The following is a 26,128-nucleotide window of genomic DNA, read 5'->3' as shown; positions in this document are numbered from 1 at the left end:
CCGCATTGCCGCCGGCACGGCGCCCGGCGCTAGTCGTTCAGCCAGTTCTCCAGTCGCAGCCCCGGATAGCTGACGAAATCCCGCTCGTTGTTGGTCACGAGGACGACATCGAGCGACACCGCATGCGCGGCGATCAGTTTGTCGAGGTGATCCTTCTTCCGCTCGCGGGTGGCGTCGCGGATCGGGCCATACGCTTGCGCGGCCGCGGCGTCGAACGGCGCGACGGGAATATCCTCGATCAATGCGGCGAGATGGCGGCGCTCCCGGGCCGGACTCGCACATGCGGTCACGCCGTACTCGAGCTCCGCATAGGTGATCGCCGACATGACGACGTCGCCCGTGTAGCACTGCGCGAATCGTTTCGCGACCTGCTCCGGCTGATGCTTCATCAGATAGATGCACATGTTGGTGTCGAGCATGAAGCGCGGCATCACAATCCCTCGCGTTCGGCCTGCTCCTGATCGCCGCGCCCTTCGGCCATGAAGTCCGGCCCGAATTTCGCGAATTTCTGCAGTACCTGCGTCAGCGGCCGCCGCATCGGCCGAATCCGGATTTCGTCACCGACGCGCTCGATTTCCAGTTCGATGTCGCTGCGTTCATAGGCGAGGCCCGCCGGAATTCGCACGGCCTGCGAGTTGCCGTTCCTGAATACCCTCGTGGTATGCATGTCGATCTCCGCTCGGATGTACATTGTATGTACATTATCCGATGCGGGCGAAGATGTAAATCCATGTGTGTACATAAGCCTCCCGATGGCGTTCCGCTCGATACGTGAGCGTCAACGCCCCCGCTGAACGCCGACATGCCGATTCGGCGTCGGGCTCAACATCCATGGCACTCACTTTCCGCCGTCGCACGAACGCGCACAAGCTGGCCGGAAGGCCAATCGAAGCCGGCGCGCACGGGCCGCCCCGCCCAGCGTTCCGACACTTTTCAACGGCCGGCGTACCGGCGCTCGGCCAACCGGCGTAAGCTGTACGTCCCGCTACCCAAGGGAGACGGCTGCCCATGTCGCATTCCAAGGATCTCGAGCCGCGCGCCACCACCGGTGCGCGGCTGCTCGTCGATGCGTTGCTCGCCAATCACGTCGAACGCGTGTTCTGCGTGCCGGGCGAGAGCTTCCTCGCCGTGCTCGATGCGCTGGCGGACGACACCGCCCGCATCCAGACGGTCGTCTGCCGCCACGAGGCGGCCGCCGCGAACATGGCCGAAGCGGTCGGCAAGCTGACCGGCCGCCCCGGCATCGCGTTCGTCACGCGCGGGCCGGGCGCGACGCATGCGTCGATCGGCGTGCACACCGCGTTCCAGGATTCGACGCCGATGATCCTGTTCGTCGGTCAGTGCGCACGCGAGCACCTCGACCGCGAAGCCTTCCAGGAAATCGACTACCGCCGGATGTTCGGCCAGATGGCGAAATGGGTCGCGCAGATCGACGATCCGCGCCGCATCCCCGAATACCTGAGCCACGCGTTCCACGTCGCGACGTCCGGCCGGCCCGGCCCGGTCGTGCTCGCGTTGCCGGAGGACGTGCTGTCCGACGCGTGCGCACCGCAGCCCGTCGTGCCGGCCGCGAAACGCATCGCGGCGGCGCCGTCGGCCGCGCAGATCGACGAGCTGCGCGAACGGCTCGCGCGCGCGGAACGGCCGTTCGCGATCGTCGGCGGCAGCGGCTGGACGCCCGACGCCTGCGCGAACCTGCGCACCTTCGTCGAACGCTGGCAATTGCCGGTCGCGTGCGCGTTCCGCTACCAGGACACGATCGACAACGCACACCCGAACTACGCGGGCGACGTCGGGCTCGGGATCAACCCCGCGCTCGCGAAACGCATCCGCGATGCCGACTTGCTGCTCGTGATCGGGCCGCGCCTCGGCGAAGCGACGACCGGCGGCTACACGCTGCTCGACATCCCGAAGACGCGCCAGACGCTGATCCACGTGCATCAGGGCGCGGACGAACTCGGCCGCGTGTACGCCGCCGACCTGCCGATCGTCTCCGGCATGCCCGAGATCGCCGCGCCGCTGGCCGCGCTCGAGCCGCCCGAGCGGCCCGCGTGGGCCGGCGCGGCCGCCGACGCGCACCGCGCGTACCGCGAATGGCATGCGCCGCTGCCGATGCCTGGCGACGTGCAACTCGGCGACGTGATGGTGCAGTTGCGCGAGCGCCTGCCGCACGACGCGATCCTGACCAACGGCGCGGGCAACTATGCGATCTGGCTGCATCGCCACTTCGCGTACCGGCACTTCCGTTCGCAGCTCGCGCCGACGAGCGGCGCGATGGGCTACGGACTGCCGGCCGCGCTCGCCGCGAAGTCGCTGTATCCGCAGCGCGCCGTCGTCGCGCTCGCCGGCGACGGCTGCTTCATGATGGCCGGCAACGAGCTCGCGACCGCGATGCAATACGGGCTGAACATCGTGGCGATCGTCGTCAACAACGGCCATTTCGGCACGATCCGCATGCATCAGGAGCGCAACTACCCGGGGCGCGTGCACGGCACGGGACTCACGAACCCGGATTTCGCCGCGTATGCACGTGCGTTCGGCGCGCATGGCGAGACGGTCGAGCGCACCGCCGATTTCGCGCCCGCGCTCGAGCGCGCGCTGACCTGCGGGTTGCCCGCGGTGATCGAGATCCGCATCCCGCAGGACGCCAGCACGCCCGCCGCGACGCTCGAGCAGATCCGCGAGCAGGGCCGCCGCGCGCGTAGCGCATGACGATGGACATGCGCACCGCGCCGCCCGTCGCCGCGCTGTCGCCCGACGACGCGCTGACCTGCCCCGGCACGCTGCTCGCGCCCGACGGCATGCTCGTCGCGCCGTACGACCTCGAGCATGGCGACACGCGCGCCGAAGGCCACGTGCCGGCCGCGCCGGCGCTCGGCCTGCTGCACGCCGCTCACCGGCCGTTCCGCGTCGATTACGGCGACGCGCGGCACGTGCACGTGATCAACGGGATGGGCGTCACGCTCGGCGATTCGGTAATCGGGCTGACGGCCCTCGCCGCGCTGCGCGCGGCCCATGCGGGCCTGCGCTTCACGCTGTACCGGCCGGCGCGCGCGCCGCGCTATGTCGATGCGCTGTACGCGCTCGCGGCCGACGTCGTCGCGCCGTCACGCACGCTGCCGTGCGCGGCCGACGCGCTGCCCGCCGACGCGCATTGCATCGACGTCGGCAATCACCTGTACTGGCCCGCATTCGCGCGGCTGCCCATGATCGATTTCTTCCTCGACGCGCTCGGCGTCGATCCGGCCGCGGTGCCCGCCGCCGCGAAGCGCAACCGCTGGCTCGCGCGGCTGCCGCTGCCCGCGCTGCCGGCCGCGTGGCAGCGGCCGTACGTGCTGTTCTGCCCGAATGCGAGCACCGCGGTGCGCAGCGTGCCGCCCGCGCTGTGCATCGGGTTCGTGGAGCGGCTCGCGCAGCGTTACGGGCTGCCGGTGGTCGGCTTCGGCCCGCTCGCGCATCCCGCCTACGTGGACGTGAGCCGCGACGCGACCGACACCGCGCGCTTCATCGCCTGGATCAAGGGCGCGAGCCTGCTGTTCGCGCCGGACACGGCGGCCGTGCATCTCGCCGACGGTTTCGACGTGCCGACGCTCGCGTGCTTCACGACGATCGGGCCGGCATGGCGCGTGCGCGACTATCCGCACTGCGTGCCGGTCACGCTCGACGTGCCGGCCGAATTGCACGGGCTGCACCGCAGCGAGCGGCCGGACGATCTGGCGGCGGTCGAAGCCGCTTACCGCGCAGTCGACTGGGACGCGCTGGCGTGGCCCGCGCCGCGCGGCGCGGCGGCGACGGCCATCTGAGCGAAGCCGGCGCGGCGGCGAGCGGAACACGATCGAATCGGCAGCGCGCGCCCGGCGCCAGCGCCCGCTGCGCCCGCCGCCCCGGCCGCCCGGCACCCCGTGCCGAGCGTCTCACGCGCGATCGCGCAGCGTCTCCGACGGCCGCTTGCCGAACAGGCGCCGGTAATCGGTCGCGAACTGGCTGAGATGCCAGAAGCCCCATGCCTCCGCGACGTCCTGCACCGAGCCGGCCGCGCGCCCGCACAGGTCGCGCCGCGCGCCGTTCAGCCGCAGCGTGCGCAGGTAGGTCGCGGGCGCCATCCCGAGTACGTCCTGGAAGCAGTACTGCAGCGTGCGCCGGCTCACGTGCAACTGCTCGCACAGCTCGGGCACGCCGACCGGGCGCGTGCGGTGCGCGAGCACGTAGTCGCGCGCCTGGTCGACGAGCCAGCGGCGCGTCGACGGCGCACTGCCGCTGCCGTCGTCGGCCGGCTGCGCGCACGCGTCGAACAGCGCGGCCAGCACTTCGGCCTGCAGGTCGTCGCGCTGCGCATCGGGCAGCGGGCCGGCCATCGCCACCGCACCGTCGAGCCGGCGGCCGAGCAGCGCGCACAGGCGCGCGAGCCGCGCGTCGCCGACCTGCATCACGCGCTGCGTGAACAGCCGCTCGTCGAGCGCGCGACGCTCCACTTCCTCCGCATAGCGACGCAGCACGTCGCCGCGCACGACGACGCCGTAGATCGAGAACTGCGCGGGCGTCACGAGTTCGAATTCGACGTTGCCGGGCCGGAATGCGAGTGCGCCGGGGCCGATGCGGCACGCATCGACGCGCGCCGAGCCGTCGCACACGAGCGGGATGCCGAACCAGTACGCGTCGCCGCGCACTTCGCACGCCTGGCGCAGCAGGTGGCTGGTCGATTCGCGAAACAGCTTCATCGTGTCGAGCGGCAGCTCGGTCAGCGTGCCGACGAAGCGGCCGGCCGCGAGCTGGTCGTAGGTCTGCCGCCAGCCGATCAGGTTGCGCGCCTGCTCGTCCGCATCGTGCGCGACGCTGACGACGGCCTGCCCGGCGAACGCGTCGTCGCCCTGCGCGCTGCGCCGCGTGTCTTCGGCGGTCGGTTCTTCCGTACACGCCACGTGTTGATCCATCGTGTCCTCCCTCACCTGCGCGGAACCCTGCGTATCACGCAAGTCCCGTGCCGAACCGCACGGCCCGGCGCGCCCCCGCCATTCCACGCTGTCCGGCCAATGCGCGCCATGCGGGCGCACCCGAAGGCGGCACGTCGCGCACGCCGCCGGTGCGATCCGCGCGGCGACCGCGCATGCGTGCCGCCGCGCGCGCCGGATGCCGGCGCCCGGATGCCCGCGCCCGGATGCCGACGCCCGGACGCCGGCTACCGGGCCGGCTTCAGCCGCACGACCCGTGTGCCGCAATTGCCGTATGCCTGCGCGATCGCCAGTTCGACGATCGCGCTGCCCGCCGCCCACGGCGCCGCGTCCGCTTCCGGCAAATCGGCGCGCAGCGTGGCGCGGCCGTTGATCCGGTAGCGCAGGCCGCGCACGAAATCGACGAACAGCAACCCGACCCCGCTGCCGTCGCAGGCGGCCGCGTCGATCCAGCCGCCGTCGCCGTCATGCGCGGCGGGCAACGCGAACCGCAGCGTCTTCGTATCGATCACGCGCACCACCGGCAGCAGATCGCCGTGCTCGCTGCGCCGGCTCTGCACGATGTCGCAGGTCATCGACGCACCGGCGCCGGACGCCGTGCCGACGAACATGAACGGTTGCGATTCGACGAACTGCCGTACGCCGATGCTCAGCCGCGTGGTCACGGCGTCGCTCATTCGCTCGGCTTCGTCGGCGACGCCGAAGCGGTGTTGCGCGTCGAGTTCGCCCGGATGGAATACCGGGTGACGCGGAAAGGATCGGGGCGGTTCTGCCATGCCGGGAGTCGTCACATGCATCGGTGCACCGTGCCGTCGCGCATGCGCGACGGCCGGCAGCGTGGCCGGCGCCGGCCGCCGGAAACGCGACCGGCGCCGGCCGTCGAACAGGGAAATCGAACCGGGCGGCGTGCCGGGCCGACCGGCTCCGGCACGCTGCCGCGGCAGCGGCGATCAGAAGAACCCGAGCGCCTCGGCCTGGTAGCTGACCAGCAGGCACTTCGTCTGCTGATAGTTCGACAGCGCCATCTTGTGCGTCTCGCGACCGATGCCCGACTGCTTGTAGCCGCCGAACGCCGCATGCGCGGGGTACAGGTGGTAGCAGTTGGTCCACACGCGGCCGGCCTCGACCTCGCGGCCCATCCGGTACGCACGCGTGCCGTTGCGCGTCCATACGCCGGCGCCGAGCCCGTAGAACGTGTCGTTCGCGAGTTCGATCGCTTCCTGCTCGTCCTTGAACGTCATCACCGACGCGACCGGCCCGAAGATTTCTTCCTGGAACACGCGCATCTTGTTGTTGCCGAGCAGCATCGTCGGTTTCACGTAGTAGCCGGTGCCGAGTTCGGCGGCCGGCGCCGTGCGCTCGCCGCCGGTCAGGCATTGCGCGCCCTCGCCGCGGCCGATGTCGATGTACGACAGGATCTTGTCGAGCTGCTGCTGCGACGCCTGCGCGCCGATCATCGTCTGCAGGTCGAGCGGGTGGCCGGACTTGATGCGCTCGACGCGTGCGACGGCCTTCTCGATGAAGCGTTCGTAGATCGATTCCTGGATCAGGATCCGCGACGGGCACGTGCACACTTCGCCCTGGTTCAGCGCGAACATCGCGAGCCCTTCGAGCGCCTTGTCGAGGAACGCGTCGTCCTGGTCGAGCACGTCGGCGAAGAAGATGTTCGGGCTCTTGCCGCCCAGTTCGACCGTCGACGGAATCAGGCTGTCGGCCGCCGCGCGCAGGATGTGCTTGCCGACCGGCGTCGAGCCGGTGAACGCGATCTTCGCGATCCGCTTGCTGGTCGCGAGCGCTTCGCCCGCTTCCTTGCCGAAGCCGTTCACGATGTTGATCGCGCCGGCCGGGAACAGGTCGCCGATCAGTTCCATCAGCACGAGCACCGACGCGGGCGTCTGCTCGGCCGGCTTCATCACGACGCAGCAGCCGGCCGCGAGCGCCGGCGCGAGCTTCCACGCGGCCATCAGCAGCGGGAAGTTCCACGGGATGATCTGGCCGACCACGCCGAGCGGCTCGTGGAAGTGGTACGCGACGGTGTTGTCGTCGATTTCGGAGATGCCGCCTTCCTGCGCGCGAATGCAGCCCGCGAAGTAGCGGAAGTGGTCGATCGCGAGCGGCAGGTCGGCCGCCATCGTCTCGCGCAGCGGCTTGCCGTTGTCGATCGTCTCGGCCACGGCCAGCAGCTTCAGGTTCTTTTCCATCCGGTCGGCGGCGGCGAGCAACAGGTTCGCGCGCTCGGCGACCGACGTCTTGCCCCACTTGCGGCGCGCCGCATGCGCGGCGTCGAGCGCCAGCTCGATGTCGTCGGCGCCGGAGCGCGGCACGCGGCAGAACGGCTGGCCGTTGATCGGCGACACGTTCTCGAAATACTCGCCCTTCACGGGCGCCACCCACTTGCCGCCGATGTAGTTGTCGTATTGCTGGCGGTACGGGTATTCGACGTCGAGGCCCAGTTGCTTCAGGTCAAACGGGTTCATACATGTCTCCTGTTCATCGTGCTTGTGTGAGTACAGCGCCGGTTGGAATGCGCTGGTCCCGTTTACGCAACATGCGTGCCAAACGGAACGGGCGCACGTCGATCGCGGCCGGCGCGCGTTCGCTCCGTGCGGTGTTCACGCACGCAACACGGCAGGTGTACCGATTCTGAACACCGCGGTTGCGCAGCGAGGTGGCCGGTGTTCGGAATTTCCACAGTGGGCGGCGGTGCGTTGCCGCGAATGCGCGCCGCGCCGCGTGGCATGTCGCTTGCGTGGGAATCGCGGATCCTCACGCACGGCGCACACGCCGACCGACACCATGACCGATCGCGGCCCCCTGACCGACGATGCCATCGCCTTCATCCGCGAGCAGGCTTTCCTGATCGTCGCGACCGCCGACGCGGCCGGCAACGCCGACTGTTCTTACCGCGGCCGCCAGCCGCGCGCCGACGGTTCGTTCGCGCCGCTCGTCGATATCCCGGACCGCCGCACGCTGGTGCTGCCCGACTTCGCAGGCAACAACCTGCTCAACACGATCGGCAACCTGCTCGTGAATCCGGCCATCGCGCTGCTGTTCGTCGATTTCGTGCGTCGGACGACCTGGCTCGTGCAGGGCCGCGCGACGCTTGACGAGGATGCGCAACGGCACGCGCGCCTGTGGCCGGATGCGTTGCGCTATCTGGTGATCGATGTGGCGTGCGCGCAGGCGCGCGCGGATGCGGCCCTGCCGCCGCTCGTGCTGGCGTGACGCGCTGACCGACGGACCATGCGGGCGGCTGCGCCTACTGGATTGTCGAGGTGCCGAAGCGCCGATGACCCGAGGCATCGAAGCGCCGACGTGCCGACGTGCCGACGCGCCGATGGCCCGAAGCACCGATGCACGATGCACCGAAGTGCCGAAGTGCCGAAGCGCCACGATGCAACGCTCACCGCCCGTGCGTCTCCGCACAGGCCGGTTCGATCCGGCTGCTGCGCGCCGACGCATCGGTGAACGCGCGGCCTCCCGCCTCGTCGTCCGTTTCATCGCCCGCCTCGTCTCCGTCGGCGGCCGCCCGCCCGCCGAGAAACCCGAACACCACCGCCGCGCACAGCACCGTGACGACGGCCAGCCCGGCCAGCAGCCGATCGAACGCGTGCGTGTAGCTCGCGATCAACGCCGCGCGACCGACGGCCGGCAACGCGGCAGCCGCGCCCGCGAGATCGCCGGTCGCAAGCCGCGCGGCGGCCCGCAGCGTCGCGTCCGGCGTGCCGGCCGCCCCTGCCGCGTGCGCCAGCCCCGCTTGCGCGAGCGCGGCCAGCACCGCGCCGACGATCGCCAGCGCGATCCCCTCGCCGGCCACGCGCGTCGTGCTGAAAATGCCCGTCGCCATCCCCGCGCGCGCTTTCGGCACGACGCTCACCGACAGCCCGTCCATCAGCCCCCACGGCATGCCGGCGCCGACGCCGATCGCGAGCATCGGCGCGATCGCCGCCGGCCCCGCGCCGCCGCGCAGCGCGATGCCGAGCCAGACGAGCCCGGCCGCCGCGATCAGCAGCCCGAGCCCGGAAATCACGCCGGCCGACAGCCAGCGCGTGAGCGTCGCCGCGCCGAGCGGCACCACCAGCATCGGCGCGGAGATCGCGAGCATCAGCCAGCCCGCGTCGATCTCGCTGAAGCCGTCGATACCGATGAAGCGCAGCGGCAGCACGACGAGCAGCACGATGTAGCAGCAGCAGGTCGACACCGGCAGCACCTGCACGCCGACGAAGCGCGCGATGCGGAACAGCGACAGGTCGAGCATCGGCCGCGCGACGCGCGTCTCGATCGTCACGAACGCGCACGCGCCGAGCGCCGCGCCGGCCAGCAGCGCGATCACGAGCGGACTCGACCAGCCGCGCGCGGGCGCCTCGATCACGCCGAACGTGAACAGCGTCAGCGCGGCCGTGAACGCGGCCGTGCCGGGCCAATCGAGCCCCGTCGCGTGCGGATCGCGCGACTCGTGCATGCGCGGCAGCCCGAACGCGAGCGACAGCACGCCGGCCACCGCGCTCGTCACGAAGATCGCGCGCCAGCCGTAATGCCCGATCAGGCCGCCGGCGAGCACGGGCCCGAACGCGAGCCCGACCCCGAACGTCGTGCCGAGCAGGCTGAATGCGCGCGTGCGCGCCGCGCCGTCGAACTCCTGCGCGAGCGCGGCCGTGCCGCCGGCCAGCGCCGCGGCCGCCGCGAGCCCTTGGGCGGCGCGCAGCAGATCGACCGCGAGCATCGACGGCGCGAACGCAAGCGCGACCGACATCAGCGTGAAGCCGCCGACCCCGATGGCAAACAGGCGCTTGCGGCCGAACTGGTCGGCGAGCGCGCCCGACGCCATCAGGAAGCTGCCGAACGCGAGCATGAACGCGTTGGTGATCCAGTTCATCGCGACCGGGCTGCCGTGCAGGTCGCGGCCGATCGCCGGCGTCGCGACCGCGCCGCCCGAAAACGACAGCGGCAACGCGACGGCGGCCATGCAGACGGCGGCCAGCACCCACGCGCGCCGGCGCGCCGCCAGCGCCGAATTGGCCGAAACAGGGTGATCCATCATCGCTCCTCGAAAAGCCGGCGCGGATGCGCCATTGGAGCGACAGACGATAAATCGGATTCAATCCGCGAAAAACCACGCGAAGGTCCGCATATAACGGACTAAAATTCCGCAATACCTCTGCCAGCGTGCGTCGCCGCACGTCCCTTCGATTCAATGGAAAGATGGAAAACCTCACCGGCATCGTCGCGTTCGTCCGCACCGCCGAAGCGCTGAGCTTCGTCGCGGCCGGCCGCGCGCTCGGCATCTCGGCGTCGGCGGTCGGCAAGACCATCGCGAAAATGGAGCAGTCGCTCGGCGTACGGCTGTTCAACCGCACGACGCGGCGCGTGACGCTCACCGAAGAGGGGCGGCATTTCTACGAGCGCTGCCAGCGCATTCTCGAGGATTTCCGCGACGCGGAGGCGACCGTGACGGCGTCCGCGCAGCGCCCGCGCGGCAAGCTGCGCGTGAGCCTGCCGGTGATCGGCTACCGCTTCCTGCTGCCGGTGCTGCCCGAATTCCGGCAGCGCTATCCGGACGTCGAACTCGATCTCGATTTCAACGACCGGATGGTCGACGTGGTCGAAGGCGGCTTCGACGCGGTAATCCGCAGCGGCCCGCTGTCCGATTCGAGCCTGATGTCGCGGCGGCTCGGTCCGTTCGCGTTCGTGCTGTGCGCGACGCCCGCGTATCTCGCGCAGGCCGGCACGCCGCGCACGCCACGCGACCTCGACGCGCACGACTGCGTGCGCTATTGCTTCCCGACCACCGGCAAGCTGCAGGACTGGGCGCTCGCGGCCGACGACGGCACGCCGCTCGCGCTGCGCACCGCGATGACCTGCAACAACATGGAGGCGCTGCGCGGCGCCGTGCTCGCAGGGCTCGGCATCGGCTACATGCCCGACTTCCTCGCGCGCGACGCGCTCGAGCACGGCGCGCTCGTCACCGTGCTCGACGACTACCGGATCGCGCCGGGGCAGTTCTCGATCGTGTGGCCGTCGAGCCGGCAGTTGTCGCCGAAGCTGCGCGTGTTCGTCGATTTCCTGTGCGAGCGGCTGTTCAGGTAGTCGCGCCGATCCGCTCCGCTTCGACCGGCGGCGGCAGCGCGTCGCTGTCGTCCTTCAGCCCGACGCCCGTCAGCCCGAGGCGGCGCGCATGCGTCATCAGGTAATGCAGCTTGTGCGCGGCGGCCGCGTGCGGCAGCCCTTCGGGCCGCACGTTCGAAATGCAGTTGCGCAGCGCGTCGTGACAGCCGACCTTCGGCGCCCACGTCAGATACACGCCGAGGCTGTCCGGCGAGCTGAGCCCGGGCCGCTCGCCGATCAGCATCGCGACCACCTTCGCGCGCAGCAGCTCGCCGATCTCGTCGCCGAGCGCGACGCGCGCCTGCGTCGCGACCACCACCGGGCCGATCCGCCAGCCGTCCGCATCGAGCCGCGGCCGCACGGCCTGCAACAGCGGCAGCGCCTGCTTCGCGGCCGCGAACGCCGACAGCCCGTCGCCGACCACGAACACGACATCGGGCGCCTCGTCGAGCGCCGCCCCGTAGCCGGCCAGCAGCCCGCGGCTGTCGTCGGACAGCTTGCGGCCGAGATCGGGCCGGCGCAGGTAATGATCGCGGTCCGGCGCGGCGCTCTGCACGCCGAGCGTCGGCAGCAGGCCGGCCGCCTCGATCTCGCGCCGCAGCGCGTCCGCGTCGAGCGGCTGGTGCACCGCGTCGCGCGCCTGCGCATGCGACAGGTTGAAGGCCAGCAGCGGCGCGGTCGGCAGGCTGTTGCCCGCGCGACCGAGCGCGATCCGCGCGTTCGTGAACGACTTCAGCTGCGCCCACGGGTTCTTCTCGACGGCGTCGCTCATGCGGACACCCCCATCCAGTCGTTCGCGCCCGCGAGCAGCGGCACGCGTGCCGTCGCCGCGCGCAGCGCGCCGTGCGCGTCGGCGATCTCCATCGTCTCCAGCCATTCCTCGAACTCGGGCGCGCGGCGCAGGCCGAGCACCTCGCGCACGTAGAGCTGGTCGTGGAACGACGTGCTCTGGTAGTTCAGCATCACGTCGTCCGCGCCCGGAATCCCCATGATGAAGTTGATGCCGGCCGCGCCCAGCAGCGTCAGCAGCGTGTCCATGTCGTCCTGGTCGGCTTCCGCGTGGTTCGTGTAGCAGATGTCGCAGCCCATCGGCACGCCGAGCAGCTTGCCGCAGAAGTGATCCTCGAGCCCCGCGCGGATGATCTGCTTGCCGTCGTACAGGTATTCGGGCCCGATGAAGCCGACCACCGTGTTCACGAGGAACGGCTCGAACTTGCGCGCGACCGCATACGCCCGCACCTCGCAGGTCTGCTGGTCGACGCCGTGGTGCGCGTTCGCCGACAGCGCGCTGCCCTGGCCGGTCTCGAAGTACATGAGATTGTTGCCGACCGTGCCGCGCTTGAGCGACAGCGCGGCTTCGCGCGCCTCGCCGAGCAGCGCGAGCGAGATCCCGAAGCTCGCGTTCGCCTTCTCGGTGCCCGCGATCGACTGGAACACGAGATCGACCGGCGCGCCCTTCTCGATCGCCGCGATCGTGTTGGTCACGTGCGTGAGTACGCACGACTGGGTCGGCACGCCGTAGCGTTCGCGGAAACCGTCGATCATCGCGAGCAGCTTCACGATCGCCGCGAGGCTGTCGGTGGCCGGGTTGATGCCGATCATCGCGTCGCCGCAGCCGTACATCAGCCCGTCGAGCATCGATGCGGCGATGCCCTTCACGTCGTCGGTCGGGTGGTTCGGCTGCAGCCGCACCGACATCCGGCCGGCCAGCCCGACCGTGTTGCGAAAGCGCGTGACCACGCGGCGCTTGCGCGCGGCCGCGATCAGGTCCTGGTTGCGCATCAGCTTCGACACGGCCGCGACCATCTCGGGCGTGAGGCCCGGCGCGATCCGTTCGAGCGCGGCGCCGTCGGCGGCGGGCGACAGCAGCCAGTTGCGGAAATCGCCGACGGTGAGATGCGAGATGTCCGCGAACGCCTGCGCGTCGTGATCGTCGACGATGAGGCGCGTGACCTCGTCGTGTTCATACGGGATCACGGCTTCGTTCAGGAACGCCTTCAGCGGCACGCCCGCGAGCGCGATCTTCGCGGCGACGCGCTCCTCCTCGCTCGCCGCCGCGACGCCGGCGAGCTGATCGCCGGAACGCAGCGGGCTCGCCTTCGCGAGCAGCGTCTTCAGGTCCGCGAAGCGGTACGTGCGCGGACCGATCGTCTCCGTATAGGACATCGTTCGAATCTCCTTGCCAAAAGCCGACGGCGCGCCCGTTCGACGGGGCGCGCCGGATGCCGTCAGGAACGGCCTTTCACTTTCACCTTCGCCTGCACCGTCGGCATCGCTCACTCCTCCAGCAGCGCGTCGCCGGGCGCGCTCGCGCGCTGCGCGCGGGTCGCGAGGAAGTACGCGTAACCGACCGCGAGGAAGCCGACGAACACCAGCGCGACCAGCCCGTTGAAATACACCATCGTACCGAGGCAGACCAGCGCCGCGAGGATCGCGAATGCCGGGAAGATCGGATACAGCGGCGCGCGGAACGGCCGCTCCAGGTTCGGCTGCGAGCGGCGCAGCTTGAACAGCGCCGCCATGCTGACGATATACATCACGATCGCACCGAATACCGACATCGTCACGATGTTCGCGGTGAGCGTCTGCCCGCCGAACTGGATCAGCTCGTCGCTGTAGATCGCGGCGATGCCGACCACGCCGCCCGCGAGGATCGCGCGATGCGGGGTCTTGAAGCGCGGATGCACCTTCCCGAGCCACTCCGGCAGATAGCCTTCGCGCGCCAGCGCGAAGATCTGGCGCGAATAGCCGAGGATGATCCCGTGGAACGACGCGACGAGCCCGAACAGCCCGAGCCACACGAGCATGTGCATCCAGCCGCTGTTCGCGCCGACGATGTACTTCATCGCCTGCGGCAGCGGGTCGTTGATGTTCGCGAGCTTGGTCCAGTCGCCCGCGCCGCCGGCGAACACCATCACGCCGATCGCGAGCGCCACGAGGGTCAGGATCCCGGCCACGTACGCGATCGGAATCGAGCGCTTCGGGTTCTTCGCTTCCTCGGCGGCCATCGCGACGCCTTCGATCGCGAGGAAGAACCAGATCGCGAACGGAATCGCCGCGAACATCCCGTGGAACGCGCCCACGCTGAAGTGATCGGCGCCCGACCAGCCGCCCTTCGTGAAATTGCTCCACGCGAAGCCCGGCGACACGACGCCCATGAACACCAGCAGCTCGAAGATCGCGAGCAGCGTGACGACGAGCTCGAAGGTCGCGGCGATCTGCACGCCGACGATGTTCAGCGCCATGAACACGAGATACGCGCCCATCGCCGCGTGTTTCGGTTCGAGCCCCGGAAACTGGACGTGCAGGTACGCACCGATCGCGAGCGCGATCGCGGGCGGCGCGAACACGAACTCGACCAGCGTCGCAGCTCCTGCCAGATAGCCGCCGGTCGGGCCGAACGCGCGGCGCGCATACGCGAACGGGCCGCCCGCGTGCGGGATCGACGTCGTCAGCTCGGTGAAACTGAAGATGAAGGTGGTGTACATCGCCGCGACGAACAGCGCGGTGATCACGAAACCCAGCGTGCCGGCGCTCGCCCAGCCGTAGCTCCAGCCGAAGTATTCGCCGGAAATCACGAGGCCGACCGCGATGCCCCACAGTTGCCAGGTCCCGAGCGTCTGCTGCAGCGCGGGCTGGCCGGGCGACCTGGCGCCGGCGGCGGGCCGGCCATTCGACTCTGCTTTCATCGGACTCTCTCCTCAAAGGCGCCGGGCCTGCACGCCCGCGCGACTGAGAATCGATGCTAGAGAGTCATTAAACGACGTGTTATCGAAATTCGGCAAAGATCGCGGCTGACGTTTCGCTTGCGAAAACGCCGGCCGCGCATGTGGCCGCGCCGATCCGGCCGCGCAGCGCGGGCCGGATCGGCCGTGCTTACTGGCCGCCGCCGCGCTGGTTGAACCAGCGGTCGAGCAGCTTGCCGGCCGCCTCGCGGCCGCCGAGGCCGAACGACAGCGCGACGGCCACCGCGATCGCGCCGAGCACGAGCCCGAACGCGAGCTGGACGATTTCGTTCGCGATGCCCATCGCGCGCAGCCCCATCGCGAACACGAGGCCGAGGATCGCGAATTGCGCGATGCGCGCGAACAGCACGCTGTGCTCGCGGTCGGCCTGCTCGATCACGCGGCGCGCGAGGCCCGCGAGCCACACGCCGATCACGAGGATCACGCCGCCCATCAGCACGTGGCCGCCGAACTCGATGAACAGCGTGACGACGTCGCGCACCTGCGAGAAGCCGAGCCGGTTCGCGGCCTCGACCGCCGCGAACAGCATCGCGAAGAACACGATCAGCCGCGCGACCAGCACCGACGGCTGCAAAATGCCCGAGAACACGCGCTCGACGCCGAGCACGGCCGGCAGCCCATCCGCGCCGGCGGCTTCCAGCAGCTTCTGCGCGAGCGACGCGACGAAGCGCGCGAAGTAGAACGTGACGAGCACGATCACGATCGCCGCGACGATGTCCGGCACCGCGCCGAGGAACTGGTTCAGCATGTTGGTCGCGGGGATCGAGATCGCGTCGATCTTCAGCGCGTCGAGCGCGGAGATCAGCGTCGGCACGAACACGAACACATAGACGATCGTGCCGATCAGGCTCGACACGCGCACGGGCGTCGGGCTGTCGATTCCTTGCGTGAGGCGGTCGGCGCCGGCGGCGACCAGCAGGTTCGTCACGAGGCCGCGCAGCACGCGCGCGACGACCCAGCCGACGAAGCCGATCACCGCGGCCGCGAAAATGTTCGGCACGATCGCGAGCAGCTTGTCGACCATCCCCTGCACCGGCGAGAGCAGGCCCGACAGCGCGAACGACGCGAGGATCGCCGGCAGGAACATCAGGATCACGAGCCAGAACAGCACGTCGCCGAGATAGCCGCTCATCGGCTGCATGCCGGCGCCTTCGGACAGCTTGTCGTCGATCTTGCTCGCCTTCAGCGCGCGGTTCGCGAGGCTGCGCAGCAGCGACGCGATCAGCCACGCGATCAGCGTCAGCGCCGCGCCGCCGATCAGGTTCGGCAGGTAGTTGACGATGTGCGTGACGAGCAGCGAGAACGGATTGGAGACCGCGTACAGGTTGAGCACGTTGAAAATGCCCACCGCGGTGACGAGCAGCACGAGCCAGAACAGGCCGCCGGCGATGATGCGTTCGACGCACGCGCCCTGGCCGGTACTTTCGTTGATCCGCTGATCGACCTTCAGTGCGTTGAGCAGGCGCAGTGCGCCGGCCCGCACCGCCACGGCGATCAGCCAGCCGATCACCAGGATGCCGATCGCGCCGGCGATCTTGGGCAGGTATCCGCCCAGCGTGGTCTGCAGCGACGTGATGAAGCTGGAAGCATCCATTTCTTCTTCTCCCGAAAACGTGGTGGTGCGATTGAACATCGACGAACGACCTGCGTACTTCGAAAAAGCGTGCTGCCCCGTCCGAGCAACTTACCCGAGAAAAATGACGCAATCACCCGATTTCACCGTCTTTAACTTTAGTTCTAGATTGCGGCGGGGCAAGACCCCATTTCGATGAAATAAAAAGGGGCAGATTTCGGACCACTACGCATTTCCGCAAGATTTGTCCATTCGGGCCGTGCTACCGTGGCGTCGATTCTTGCCCCGGACACGCCGATGCCTGCATCCGAAACGAAGATCGAGCCGCCCGCGTGGGTCCGCTACGCAGCGAGCGTGGCGCGCGTTCACGCGTACATCGGCGCGCATCTCGACGGCCCGCTCGACCTGAACAGGCTTGCGGAAATCGCTTGCCTGTCGCCGTATCACTGGCAGCGCGTCTATCGCGCGCTGTACGGCGAGTCGATCGTGTCGACGGTGCGGCGGATGCGGATCGTGCGGGCGTCCGAGGATCTGGTCTGCACCGCGCGGCCGCTCGACGAGATCGCGCGGCGCGCAGGCTACGGTTCGACGCACGCGTTCGCGCGGGCGTTTCGCGACGCGTACGGCGTGCTGCCCGCGCAGCACCGGCGCACCGGCCGCCACCGGCCGATTTATCCGTTACAGCGAGGAGAGGAAGACATGTTCAAGCACGAGGTCGAGATCCGGCGCCTGCCGGCACTGCGCGGCTACGCGGTGACGCACACCGGCGCGTACATGAAGGTAGGCGACGCGTTCGGGCAGATCGGCGCGTGGGCCGGGCAGCACGGGCTGATCGGCCCGGGCGCGAAGGTGATCGGGATTTTCTACGACGATCCGGACACGACGCCCGAAGCGCAGTTGCGCGCGAAAGCGTGCTGGATGCCGGCCGACGGCGCGCCGGACGTGGCGCCCGCGCCGCCGGTCGAGCGCGTGACGATCGCCGGCGGCGAATACGCGGTGCTGCTGCATACCGGGCCGTATGCGGACCTGAAGACGGCCTACCAGTGGCTCTACGGCGACTGGCTGCGCCACTCGGGCCGCGAAGCCGCCGATGTGCCGCCGTTCGAGCTGTACCTCAATACGCCGATGGACACGGAGCCGGCCGACCTGCTCACCGAAATTCACCTGCCGCTGCGCTGAGCGACGGGCCGGTGCGGCGGCAGTCGAACGAAGCGCGCCGGCCGGTGCGTATGCCTGGCAGGCGCGAACTCGCGGAGAGGCTCAAGCCGCCTGCGTCCCGCAACCGGGACAGAACCGCGCGTCGGTCGCCAACGCCGCATGGCAGCGGCTGCAGGCCTTGCTGCGTTGCGCCGCGCCGCACTGTGCGCAGAAGCGTGCATCGGCTGCGTTGAGTGCGCCGCAGCCCGCGCACGCGAGCTGGCTCAGCGGCACGTTGCCACCCTGGCCGCCTCGCCCTCCACTGGCATCGGCCGGCGCCTGCCAGCCCCAGCCGTGGCGATCGCGGCCGCGCGCATCGTGGCCGCCATGGCCGCCCTGACGTGTCCCGCCGTGATATCCGCCGTGATGCCCGCTTCCGGGGCCGCCGGGGCTGCGCTCACCCCGGTTTCCGCCGCTGCCGTGCCCACCGAGAATCCGTTTCAGAAAGCCCATCGCCCGCTCCTCAACGTTCGGCCCGGGCGCCGCCGAACGCCCCGGAGGACGACAGCAGCCGCAAGCCGTTGGCCACGACGAGCAGGCTCGCGCCCGCGTCGGCGAAGACCGCCATCCACATCGTGCCGAGCCCCGCGACCGTCAGGCCGAGGAACACGACCTTCACGCCGAGCGCGAAGCCGATGTTCTGCACCAGCACGCGGTGCGTCGCGCGCGACAGCCGCACGAACGCGGGAATCTTGCGCAGGTCGTCGTCCATCAGCGCGACGTCGGCCGTCTCGATCGCCGTGTCGGTGCCCATCGCGCCCATCGCGAAGCCGATGTCGGCGCGTGCGAGCGCCGGCGCATCGTTGATCCCGTCGCCGACCATCCCGACCGCGCCCGCGCCGCCCGCCGACAGTTCCTCGACCGCCGCGAGCTTGTCTTCCGGCAACTGGTTGCCGCGCGCGTCGTCGATGCCGGCCTGCCGCGCGATCGCCTGCGCGGTATGCGGGTTGTCGCCCGTCAGCATCGCGGTGCGGATGCCGAGCGCATGCAGATCGGCGATCGCGTCGCGGCTCGTGTCCTTGATCGTGTCGGCCACCGCGAAGATGCCGAGCACGCGCGTGTCGTCGACCAGCACGACGACGCTCTTGCCCTGCCGCTCCAGCGCGTCGAGCTTCGCCTCCAGCGCCGCCGAGCAGCGCCCGAGCTCCTCGACGAGCCGGTGATTGCCGAGCCAGTAGCGCGTGCCGTCGATCGTGCCGCGCACGCCGCGCCCGACGATCGCTTCGAAGTCCTGCACGTCGGCGAATGCCGTCGTGCCGGCGTCGCGGGCCGCGGCGGCGAGCGCCTGCGACACCGGGTGATCGGAGCGCGCGGCGAGGCTCGCGCCGAGGTGCCGCACGCGCGCCGCATCGGCGCCGTCCGCATGCACGTCGAAGTCGGTCTGCACCGGCTTGCCGTGCGTGATCGTACCGGTCTTGTCGAGCGCGAGCCACGCGAGCTTGCGCCCTTCTTCCAGATAGACGCCGCCCTTCACGAGAATCCCGCGCCGCGCGGCCGCCGCGAGGCCCGACACGATCGTCACCGGCGTCGAGATCACCAGCGCGCACGGGCACGCGATCACGAGCAGCACGAGCGCGCGGTAGACCCAGTCGTGCCACGCGCCGCCCATCGCGAGCGGCGGCACCACCGCGACCAGCAGCGCGACCGCGAACACGATCGGCGTGTAGACGCGTGCGAACTGGTCGACGAAGCGCTGCGTCGGCGCCTTCGCGCCCTGCGCTTCCTCGACCGCATGGATGATCCGCGCGAGCGTCGAGTTGGCCGCGACGGCCGTCACGCGGTATTCGAACGAACCCGATTCGTTGATCGTGCCCGCGTACACCGCGTCGCCGGTCGTCTTTTCGACGGGCAGGCTCTCGCCGGTGATCGGCGCCTGGTTGACGGTCGAGCGGCCCGCGACGACTTCGCCGTCCAGTCCGATCCGCTCGCCCGGCTTCACGCGCACGACCGCGCCGAGCGCGACCTGCGCGGCCTCGACCGTGCGCCACGCGCCGTCGGCCTGCCGCACGGTCGCGGTATCCGGCGCGAGCCGCATCAAGCCCTGGATCGCATTGCGCGCACGGTCGAGCGACTTCGCCTCGATCAGCTCGGCGATCGTGAACAGCACCATCACCATCGCGGCTTCCGGCCACTGGCCGATCGCCATCGCGCCCGTCACCGCGATGCTCATCAGCGCGTTGATGTTCAGGTTGCCGTTGCGGATCGCGATCCAGCCCTTCTTGTACGTGGTGAGCCCGCACGCGAGCACCGCGGCGAGCGCGAGCGCCGCCGACAGCCACACCGGCAGCCCGGCCCAGGTCGCGCCTTCGGACGCGAGCGCGGCGACGCCGGCGAGCGCCAGCGGCCACCACGGCTTCGCGGGCGCGGCGGCGGCGCGCGCCGCCGGCGCGCCGGCCGTGGCGGCCTCCGGCGTCATGCCGAGCGTGCGGATCGCGCTTTCGATCGCCGGCTGCGCGCCGGGCACGTGCTCGACGGTCAGCATCCGCTGCATCAGGTTGAATTCGAGCGCCGACACTTCGGGCATCCCGCCGAGCTTCTTGCGGATCAGCGTTTCCTCGGTCGGGCAGTCCATCTGCATGATCCGGAATGCTGAGCGCACGTGGCCCGACGCAGTCGCCTGCGCGACCGGCAGCGGCGCGAGCGTCAGCGCGGCCGGCGCGCAGCATGCGCCGGCCGCGTGGTCGTGGTCGTGGTCGTGGTCGTGGTCGTGGTCGTGCGCGGCGTGGCCGTGCGAGCACGTGGCGCCGTGCACGTGCTCGTCGTCGCCGGCGTGGCCGGGACCATGGTCGTCACCCGCCTCGCCATGTGCCACGTGAGCGTGCCCGTGGACGCGATCGTGGTCATGGCCGTGCGCGCGCTCGCCGGCCGCCGGCGCCGGGTCGGCAACGGTCGCCGTCTGCGTGTCGCACGATTCTGCGCAGCAGGCATCGGCGCCGTCGGCCTGACGGTGTCGTGGGTCGTGGGGACGCTGGGCGTCGGTCATGACAACCTCCTTCGTGGCTTGACGGTGTAGAGTTAACACCCTGAAGCCACTACAAGGTCAACCCTTACACGGGAGAAAGGCATGAAGATTGGCGAACTGGCCAAAGCGGCCCGCTGCACCCCCGAGACGATCCGTTTCTACGAGAAAGAGGGGCTGATGCCGGACGCGGAGCGCACCGATTCGAACTACCGCAACTACACCGACGTGCACGTCGAACGGCTGCGCTTCATCCGCAACTGTCGCGCGCTCGACATGGCGCACGACGAAATCCGTGCACTGCTGCAACTCACCGACACGCCGGCCGATCGCTGCGATTCGATCAATTCGCTGCTCGACGATCACATCGGGCACGTCGATGCGCGCCTCGCGGAATTGACGCATCTGCGCGAGCAGCTCACCGAATTGCGCCGCCGTTGCGTCGGCGAGCATTCGGTCGAGGATTGCGGAATCGTGCACGGCCTCGCGACGATGGAAACCGTCGCGCCCGCCGCGAAGCGCTCGCACCTCGGCTGAAACCCTTGCCAAACAAGATAGTCCAGTCGAGAATAGTTATATTCTTACTAGATATATTTTGACTATTCATGTCTACGAGTCGCCCGTCCCCGCTCGCGCTGGCCATCCTTGCGACGCTCACCGAAACGCCGATGCATCCGTACGGGATGCTGCAGCAACTGAAGGCCCGCGGATACGACGAAGTCGTCAACGTGCGGCAGCGTACGAGCCTGTACCAGACGATCGACCGGCTGCTGCGCGACGGGCTGATCGCCGTGCACGACACCGAGCGCGACGGCGCGTTTCCGGAGCGCACGCTGTATGCGCTGACCGAAGCCGGGCACACGGCCGGGCAGGCGTGGTTGCATGCGCTGCTCGCGGAGCCCGCGCGTGAATTCCCGGCGTTCGGCGCCGGCCTCGCGTTCCTGCCGCTGCTCGACGCGGAAGATGCGCGCCATCAGCTCGAACTGCGAATTGCACGGCTCGACGCCGAGCGCGAGCGGCTGGAAGCGCTGCGCGCCACCGCGCAGGCCGACCAGGTGCCGCGCCTGTTCCTGCTGCAAAACGAGCATGCGCTCGTGCTGCTCAATGCGGAGCTCGACTGGGCGCGCAGCGTGGTCGAACACCTGAAGATCGGCGCGCTGCGCTGGGTGGACGGCTGACGCGTCGCGCCGGCCGCTTCCCGTCGGCAACGGGAATCGCCCCCGTCAAAGCACCTTGCCGGGATTCAGGATCCCGCGCGGGTCCAGCGCGGCCTTCAGGCGCCGCATCAGCCCGATTTCCGCGTCGCTGCGCGTGTGCGCGAGATAAGGCCGCTTGAGCACGCCGATCCCGTGCTCGGCCGACACCGAGCCGCCCATGTCGCGCACCACCGCATACACGCAGTCGTCGATCGCATCGGCGTGCGCGTCGGTCATCCCGGCCGGCGACACGCCGATATGCACGTTGCCGTCGCCGACATGACCGAAGAACAGGCACGTGAGCGCGGGCCAGCGCGCCCGCAACGCCGCCTCGCAGCGTTCGGCGAACGCGCCGAGTTCGCCGGTCGGCAGACTCACGTCGAAGTTGACGAGATGGGGCAGCGCATCGATCGCCAGGCCTTCGCGCAGCGTCCACAGATCGCGCGCCTGCCGCTCGGAGCTCGCAAGTACCGCATCGTCGACGAGCGCGGCATCGAACCCCTCGGCCAGCGCCGTTTCGAGCGCATGGCGCGCATCGCCGCCCGGCGCGCTCGTCGCGCATTCGATCAGCACTGCGAATCCGCCGTCGCCGACGAACGGCGCCGACACGCCCGGCGTATGACGCGCGACGTAGTCGTAGAACGACGGCCACATCGCCTCGAAACTGACGACCTCCGGCAGCGCGCGCACGCGGTTCCACAGCCCGACCACCGCATCGTAGTCGCGCACACGGCAGAGCGCCGTGGCCGGCGCCGCGAGCAACGGGTGCAGCCGCAGCACCGCGCGCGTGACGACGCCGAGCGTCCCTTCGCTGCCGACGAACAGCTGCTTCAGGTCGTAGCCCGCGTTGTTCTTCAGCATCCGGTTCATCGACGACACGACCGTGCCGTCCGCGAGCACGACCTCGAGCCCGAGCACCTGCTCGCGCATCGTCCCGTAGCGGATCGCGCGCGTGCCGCCCGCATTGGTCGCGAGCATGCCGCCGATCTGGCACGAGCCGCGCGCGCCGAGATCGACGCCGAACGTGAAGCCCGCCGCTTGCGCGGCGTCCTGCACCGTCTGCAGCGGCGTGCCCGCGCGCACGGTGATCGTGCCGGCCGCCGCGTCGAGCGCTTCGATGCCGGCGAAGCGCTCCATCGACAGCACGACCTCGCCGCCCAGCGGGACCGCGCCGCGCGCGAGCCCCGTCAGCCCGCCTTGCGGCACGACCGGCTGGCCGAGCCGCGTGCACGCCGCGAGCGTGCGCGACACGTCGTCGACGCTGCGCGGGCGCACCAGCGCACGCGGCCGCACGCCGGGCGGCTCGTTGTACGCGGTGAAGTAACGCGGATCGATATCGGCTGCGCGCGTGACGAGCGCGTCGCCCAGTTCGGCGGCGAGCACGGCATCGACGGCATCGTCCGGCCGCGGCATGCCGTCCGGTTCGCGGCCCGCGGCGCTCGGGTTCGGGGTCGGCATCGTGCGCGGCCCCCGATTACTTCGTCGAAATGTCGATATCGCCGAAATACTTCAGGCCCAGCGACTTCACCGTGCCGTCCGCCTTCAGCTTGTCGATCGCCGCGTCGAGCTTCGCCTTCAGCGCATCGTCGCCCTTGCGCAGGCCGAACGCGATGCCGCTGCCGAGAATCTTGTCGTCGTGCACCGGCTGCCCGACGAACGAGAAGCCCTTGCCGTCCGGGCGCGACAGGAAGCCGCGCTGGCCGGACGGCGCGAGCACGAGCGTCGCGTCGAGGCGGCCCGCGACCAGATCCGCATACGCCTGGTTCTGGTCCTGGTACGCGACGACCGCGACGCCGGCCGGCTCCCAGTGCGCCTTCGCGAAGGTTTCCTGGATCGACGCCTGCAGCACGCCCACGCGCTTGCCCTTCAGCGACTCCGGCGTCGGCAGCAGGCCGCTGCCGGTGCGCGCGATCAGCTGGGTCGGCACGCGATAGATGATCGTCGTGAAGTCGATCGCCTGGCGCCGTTGCTCGGTGGCGTTCATCGCCGAGTTGATCGCGTCGAACTTGCGGCCCTTCAGCGCCGGGATCAGCCCGTCGAACGAGGTCTCGACCCATTTGCACGACAGCTTCGCCGTCTGGCAGACGGCATTGCCGACGTCGATGTCGAAGCCCTGCAGGTCGCCGTTCGGCGCCTTCGATTCGAACGGCGGGTATTGCGCTTCGAGGCCGAAACGCAACGTCGGCGCATCGGCGAGCGCCGCGCCGGAGCCGATTGCGCACGCGAGTGCGAATGCGAGTTTCAGGGTGGTCGTGTGCTTCATCGTGATCTCCTGTGTCTGGTCGAGGCGAGGTGCCCGTCGCCACTCTTTACAGCGAACGCAGCCGCCGCGCGCCTTCGACCAGCGTCGCGTCGTCCTTCGAAAAACTGAGCCGGATCACGCCGGCGTCGGTGCCGTCGGTATAGAACGCCGACAGCGGAATCGTCGCGACACGCGCGTCGCGGATCAGGCGCAGCACGAAATCGCTGTCGCTTTCATCCGAGAAGTGGCGAAAGCGCGCGAGCATGAAGAACGAGCCTTCGCTCGGCAGCAGCTCGAAACGCGAATCGGCCAGCTCGCGCGCGAGCAGGTCGCGCTTGGCCTGGTAGAACGCCGACAGGCCGAGATAGCTGTCCGGCCGCGCGAGGATCTCCGCGAACGCGACCTGCATCGGCGTGTCGGCCGAGAACACCATGAACTGGTGCACCTTGCGGATCTCGTCCATCAGCTCGGCCGGCGCGAGGCAATGGCCGACGCGCCAGCCGGTCACGTGGAACGACTTGCCGAACGACGACACGATCACGCTGCGCTCGGCCAGCTCGCGGTGCCGCGCGACGCTCTGGTGCCGCGCGCCGTCGAACACGACGTGCTCGTAGACTTCGTCGGACAGCACCACGATGCCCGTGTCGCGCGTGATCTGCGCGAGCCGCTCGAGATCGTCGGCGGAGAACACCGTCGCGGTCGGGTTGTGCGGCGTGTTGACGATGATCATCCGCGTGCGCGGCGTGACGGCCGCGGCCACCTCGTCCCAGTTCACGCGAAAATGCGCGGGCGACAGCTTGATCGCGACCGGCGTCGCCCCCTGCAACCGCACAATGGGCGCATAGCTGTCGAACGACGGCTCGAAATAAATGACCTCGTCGCCGGGATGCACGAGCGCGCTGATCGCCGCATAAAGCCCTTCGCTCGCGCTCGCGATCACCGTGATCTCGGTGGCCGGGTCGTAGCGCGCGCCGTACAGCGCCTCGGTCTTCTCGGCGAGCCGCTCGCGCAGCGCGATCACGCCGGCCATCGGCGCGTACTGGTTGTGCCCGTCGCGCATCGCGAGCGCGACGCCTTCGACGAGCGCCGGATCGGGCGCGAAATTGGGGGCGCCCTGCGACAGGTTCAACGCGTCGTGTCGAGCAGCCAGTTGGCCGATCACCGTGAAGATCGTCGTCCCGACGTCGGGCAGTTTCGAACGGGGCGCGGTCGCGCTTCGCATGACTCCTCCTCCTGATGTCCTTCGGGCGGGCCGCGCCATGTGCGGCCCGACATCCGCCGCATGATTTAGCCCCAGCCAATATCGATGGACAATCGAAAGTTCGTCATGGCGGCCATGCGTTTTTCTCATGGCCCGCGGCGATAAGCCCTCGGCGGCAAGGCCCGCCCGGACGCCCGATATGCGAATCGGGCATTTCCCCTAGGAAACGCTACGCGTGCGCCGCCGCGAGGTAAGCGAGCAGCACGGCCCGCAGTTCGCGGCGTTGCGCGGCGAAATCGAGCGCCGGCCCGAGCGTCAGCAACGCCTGCGACAGCCCGCCGTAGCAGATCGTATGGGCCATCCGCGCGAGCCCGTCGAGCCGTTCGGCCGGCGGCGGGTCGGCCGCGTGGGCGAGCGCGTCGCGCCACAGCGCGACATAGGCGTCGTAATGCCGGCGATAGGCGGCCAGCGGCGACACCTGCCGCTCCAGCACGAACAGCGCGCTCCACAGCGCCGCGTCGGCGGCGATCGTATCGACCTGAAGGTCGACGAGCGCGGCGGCGAGCTCGGCCCGCGGCGCGCCGCGCAACCGCTGCACCGTGTCGCGCAGCCGGTCGGCCAGCGCCAGCACGCGGCGGTGGATGCAGAGCGCCGCGAGGCTCTGCTTGTCGCCGAAATACTCGTAGAAGGTGCCGATGCTGACGCCCGCGACGGCCGCGATCTCGCGGATCGTCGCCTTCGCGTAGCCGCGTTCGAGCAAAAGCTGAACGAACGCCTGTTGCAGCGCGTCGGAGCTCGCCTGCGCGCGCGACTGGCGCGGCCGGCGGCGCAACGCGGGCGCGGGTTGCGCCGCCGGCGAGCCGGGCGGCGCCGGAACCTGAACATGTCGCGGCGGCATATTTGCTACTCTGAATTCAGCAGGGAAGACGTTTCACCGGAAGCCGGAACCCGCGCCGACGC

General features: G+C 69.8%; 24 protein-coding genes. 8 read left to right on the top strand and 16 right to left on the bottom strand.

What is annotated here, in order from left to right; all coding sequences use genetic code 11:
* Window positions 1-29: 29 nt before the first annotated feature.
* Together WS95_RS27265 and vapB are read right to left on the bottom strand one after the other, a co-directional pair.
* The gene (locus WS95_RS27265; RefSeq protein WP_034209615.1) at window positions 30-431 is read right to left on the bottom strand and encodes a type II toxin-antitoxin system VapC family toxin; all 402 of its coding nucleotides are present in this window, start codon (window positions 429-431) and stop codon (window positions 30-32) included.
* Window positions 431-667, bottom strand: coding sequence for a type II toxin-antitoxin system VapB family antitoxin (vapB, locus tag WS95_RS27260; protein WP_059827199.1), 237 nt, complete (start codon window positions 665-667; stop codon window positions 431-433). The genes WS95_RS27265 and vapB overlap by 1 nt, the downstream gene beginning before the upstream one ends.
* A 341-nt stretch (window positions 668-1,008) precedes the next feature.
* Between vapB and WS95_RS27255 the strand changes: the two genes are divergently transcribed.
* On the top strand, window positions 1,009-2,712 hold the full coding sequence (locus WS95_RS27255; protein ID WP_034209616.1) for a thiamine pyrophosphate-binding protein: 1,704 nt from the start codon (window positions 1,009-1,011) through the stop codon (window positions 2,710-2,712).
* A complete protein-coding gene (locus tag WS95_RS27250; RefSeq protein ID WP_059780401.1) occupies window positions 2,709-3,803 on the top strand; it encodes a hypothetical protein in 1,095 nt (364 codons plus the stop codon). Before WS95_RS27255 ends, WS95_RS27250 begins: the two co-directional genes overlap by 4 nt.
* Window positions 3,804-3,914: 111 nt before the next feature.
* Here WS95_RS27250 and WS95_RS27245 read toward each other — a convergent pair whose 3' ends face one another.
* The 3 genes from WS95_RS27245 to exaC all read right to left on the bottom strand — a co-directional run bounded on the left by WS95_RS27245 (window position 3,915) and on the right by exaC (window position 7,426).
* Window positions 3,915-4,931, bottom strand: a complete 1,017-nt coding sequence (locus tag WS95_RS27245; RefSeq protein WP_027783194.1) for a helix-turn-helix domain-containing protein — start codon at window positions 4,929-4,931, stop codon at window positions 3,915-3,917.
* A gap of 245 nt (window positions 4,932-5,176) precedes the next feature.
* The gene (locus tag WS95_RS27240; protein ID WP_059780402.1) at window positions 5,177-5,725 is read right to left on the bottom strand and encodes a hypothetical protein; all 549 of its coding nucleotides are present in this window, start codon (window positions 5,723-5,725) and stop codon (window positions 5,177-5,179) included.
* Window positions 5,726-5,899: 174 nt separating this feature from the next.
* Window positions 5,900-7,426 (bottom strand): acetaldehyde dehydrogenase ExaC, encoded by a 1,527-nt coding sequence (gene exaC / locus WS95_RS27235; RefSeq protein ID WP_034209620.1) that lies wholly within the window; start codon window positions 7,424-7,426, stop codon window positions 5,900-5,902.
* Between the two features lie 319 nt (window positions 7,427-7,745).
* Here exaC and WS95_RS27230 point away from each other — a divergent pair, with 319 nt between their 5' ends.
* A complete protein-coding gene (locus WS95_RS27230) occupies window positions 7,746-8,174 on the top strand; it encodes a pyridoxamine 5'-phosphate oxidase family protein (RefSeq protein ID WP_034209621.1) in 429 nt (142 codons plus the stop codon).
* A gap of 178 nt (window positions 8,175-8,352) precedes the next feature.
* Here WS95_RS27230 and WS95_RS27225 read toward each other — a convergent pair whose 3' ends face one another.
* On the bottom strand, window positions 8,353-9,987 hold the full coding sequence (locus tag WS95_RS27225; RefSeq protein WP_059827132.1) for an MFS transporter: 1,635 nt from the start codon (window positions 9,985-9,987) through the stop codon (window positions 8,353-8,355).
* Window positions 9,988-10,151: 164 nt separating this feature from the next.
* Here WS95_RS27225 and WS95_RS27220 point away from each other — a divergent pair, with 164 nt between their 5' ends.
* Window positions 10,152-11,036: a LysR family transcriptional regulator gene (locus tag WS95_RS27220; RefSeq protein ID WP_059827130.1), complete on the top strand. Its 885-nt coding sequence runs from the start codon at window positions 10,152-10,154 to the stop codon at window positions 11,034-11,036.
* On the opposite strand, the gene eutC is transcribed toward WS95_RS27220, so the two are convergent.
* The 4 genes from eutC to WS95_RS27200 all read right to left on the bottom strand — a co-directional run bounded on the left by eutC (window position 11,029) and on the right by WS95_RS27200 (window position 16,394).
* Window positions 11,029-11,826 carry an ethanolamine ammonia-lyase subunit EutC gene (eutC, locus tag WS95_RS27215; RefSeq protein WP_059780406.1) on the bottom strand — a complete coding sequence of 266 codons (798 nt, stop codon included), beginning with the start codon at window positions 11,824-11,826 and terminating at the stop codon, window positions 11,029-11,031. The genes WS95_RS27220 and eutC overlap by 8 nt on opposite strands.
* The gene (locus WS95_RS27210; RefSeq protein ID WP_034209625.1) at window positions 11,823-13,220 is read right to left on the bottom strand and encodes an ethanolamine ammonia-lyase subunit EutB; all 1,398 of its coding nucleotides are present in this window, start codon (window positions 13,218-13,220) and stop codon (window positions 11,823-11,825) included. Before WS95_RS27210 ends, eutC begins: the two co-directional genes overlap by 4 nt.
* Window positions 13,221-13,330: 110 nt before the next feature.
* On the bottom strand, window positions 13,331-14,743 hold the full coding sequence (gene eat / locus WS95_RS27205) for an ethanolamine permease (RefSeq protein ID WP_059827128.1): 1,413 nt from the start codon (window positions 14,741-14,743) through the stop codon (window positions 13,331-13,333).
* 187 nt (window positions 14,744-14,930) lie between these two features.
* Window positions 14,931-16,394, bottom strand: a complete 1,464-nt coding sequence (locus tag WS95_RS27200; RefSeq protein WP_034209627.1) for a mechanosensitive ion channel — start codon at window positions 16,392-16,394, stop codon at window positions 14,931-14,933.
* A gap of 276 nt (window positions 16,395-16,670) precedes the next feature.
* On the opposite strand from WS95_RS27200, the gene WS95_RS27195 reads away from it, so the two are divergent.
* Window positions 16,671-17,552: an AraC family transcriptional regulator gene (locus tag WS95_RS27195; RefSeq protein ID WP_059827126.1), complete on the top strand. Its 882-nt coding sequence runs from the start codon at window positions 16,671-16,673 to the stop codon at window positions 17,550-17,552.
* Between the two features lie 81 nt (window positions 17,553-17,633).
* On the opposite strand, the gene WS95_RS34250 is transcribed toward WS95_RS27195, so the two are convergent.
* Complete coding sequence (locus WS95_RS34250) at window positions 17,634-18,023, bottom strand: zinc ribbon domain-containing protein (RefSeq protein WP_082747017.1); 390 nt, start codon at window positions 18,021-18,023, stop codon at window positions 17,634-17,636.
* 10 nt (window positions 18,024-18,033) lie between these two features.
* Window positions 18,034-20,322: a heavy metal translocating P-type ATPase gene (locus WS95_RS27185; protein ID WP_257139955.1), complete on the bottom strand. Its 2,289-nt coding sequence runs from the start codon at window positions 20,320-20,322 to the stop codon at window positions 18,034-18,036.
* Here WS95_RS27185 and WS95_RS35920 point away from each other — a divergent pair, their 5' ends adjacent.
* From WS95_RS35920 to WS95_RS27175, 3 genes are all read left to right on the top strand, one after another.
* Entirely contained in the window at window positions 20,323-20,583 is a 261-nt protein-coding gene (locus WS95_RS35920; protein ID WP_257139954.1) for a hypothetical protein, read from the top strand.
* Window positions 20,584-20,634: 51 nt separating this feature from the next.
* Window positions 20,635-21,066, top strand: coding sequence for a Cd(II)/Pb(II)-responsive transcriptional regulator (cadR, locus tag WS95_RS27180; RefSeq protein WP_059780409.1), 432 nt, complete (start codon window positions 20,635-20,637; stop codon window positions 21,064-21,066).
* Window positions 21,067-21,134: 68 nt separating this feature from the next.
* Window positions 21,135-21,707: a PadR family transcriptional regulator gene (locus WS95_RS27175; protein ID WP_034209632.1), complete on the top strand. Its 573-nt coding sequence runs from the start codon at window positions 21,135-21,137 to the stop codon at window positions 21,705-21,707.
* A 45-nt stretch (window positions 21,708-21,752) separates the two neighbouring features.
* On the opposite strand, the gene WS95_RS27170 is transcribed toward WS95_RS27175, so the two are convergent.
* From WS95_RS27170 to WS95_RS27155, 4 genes are all read right to left on the bottom strand, one after another.
* A complete protein-coding gene (locus WS95_RS27170) occupies window positions 21,753-23,183 on the bottom strand; it encodes an FAD-binding oxidoreductase (protein ID WP_059827120.1) in 1,431 nt (476 codons plus the stop codon).
* Window positions 23,184-23,199: 16 nt separating this feature from the next.
* Complete coding sequence (locus WS95_RS27165) at window positions 23,200-23,988, bottom strand: ABC transporter substrate-binding protein (protein WP_034209634.1); 789 nt, start codon at window positions 23,986-23,988, stop codon at window positions 23,200-23,202.
* A gap of 46 nt (window positions 23,989-24,034) precedes the next feature.
* The gene (locus WS95_RS27160) at window positions 24,035-25,189 is read right to left on the bottom strand and encodes a pyridoxal phosphate-dependent aminotransferase (RefSeq protein ID WP_059827118.1); all 1,155 of its coding nucleotides are present in this window, start codon (window positions 25,187-25,189) and stop codon (window positions 24,035-24,037) included.
* 208 nt (window positions 25,190-25,397) lie between these two features.
* Window positions 25,398-26,066: a TetR/AcrR family transcriptional regulator gene (locus WS95_RS27155; RefSeq protein ID WP_034209636.1), complete on the bottom strand. Its 669-nt coding sequence runs from the start codon at window positions 26,064-26,066 to the stop codon at window positions 25,398-25,400.
* Window positions 26,067-26,128: the final 62 nt, after the last annotated feature.

Origin of the sequence: Burkholderia sp. MSMB1826, assembly GCF_001526325.1 — a bacterium.
Taxonomy (GTDB): domain Bacteria; phylum Pseudomonadota; class Gammaproteobacteria; order Burkholderiales; family Burkholderiaceae; genus Burkholderia.
This window is presented reverse-complemented; position numbering and strand designations above follow the sequence as displayed.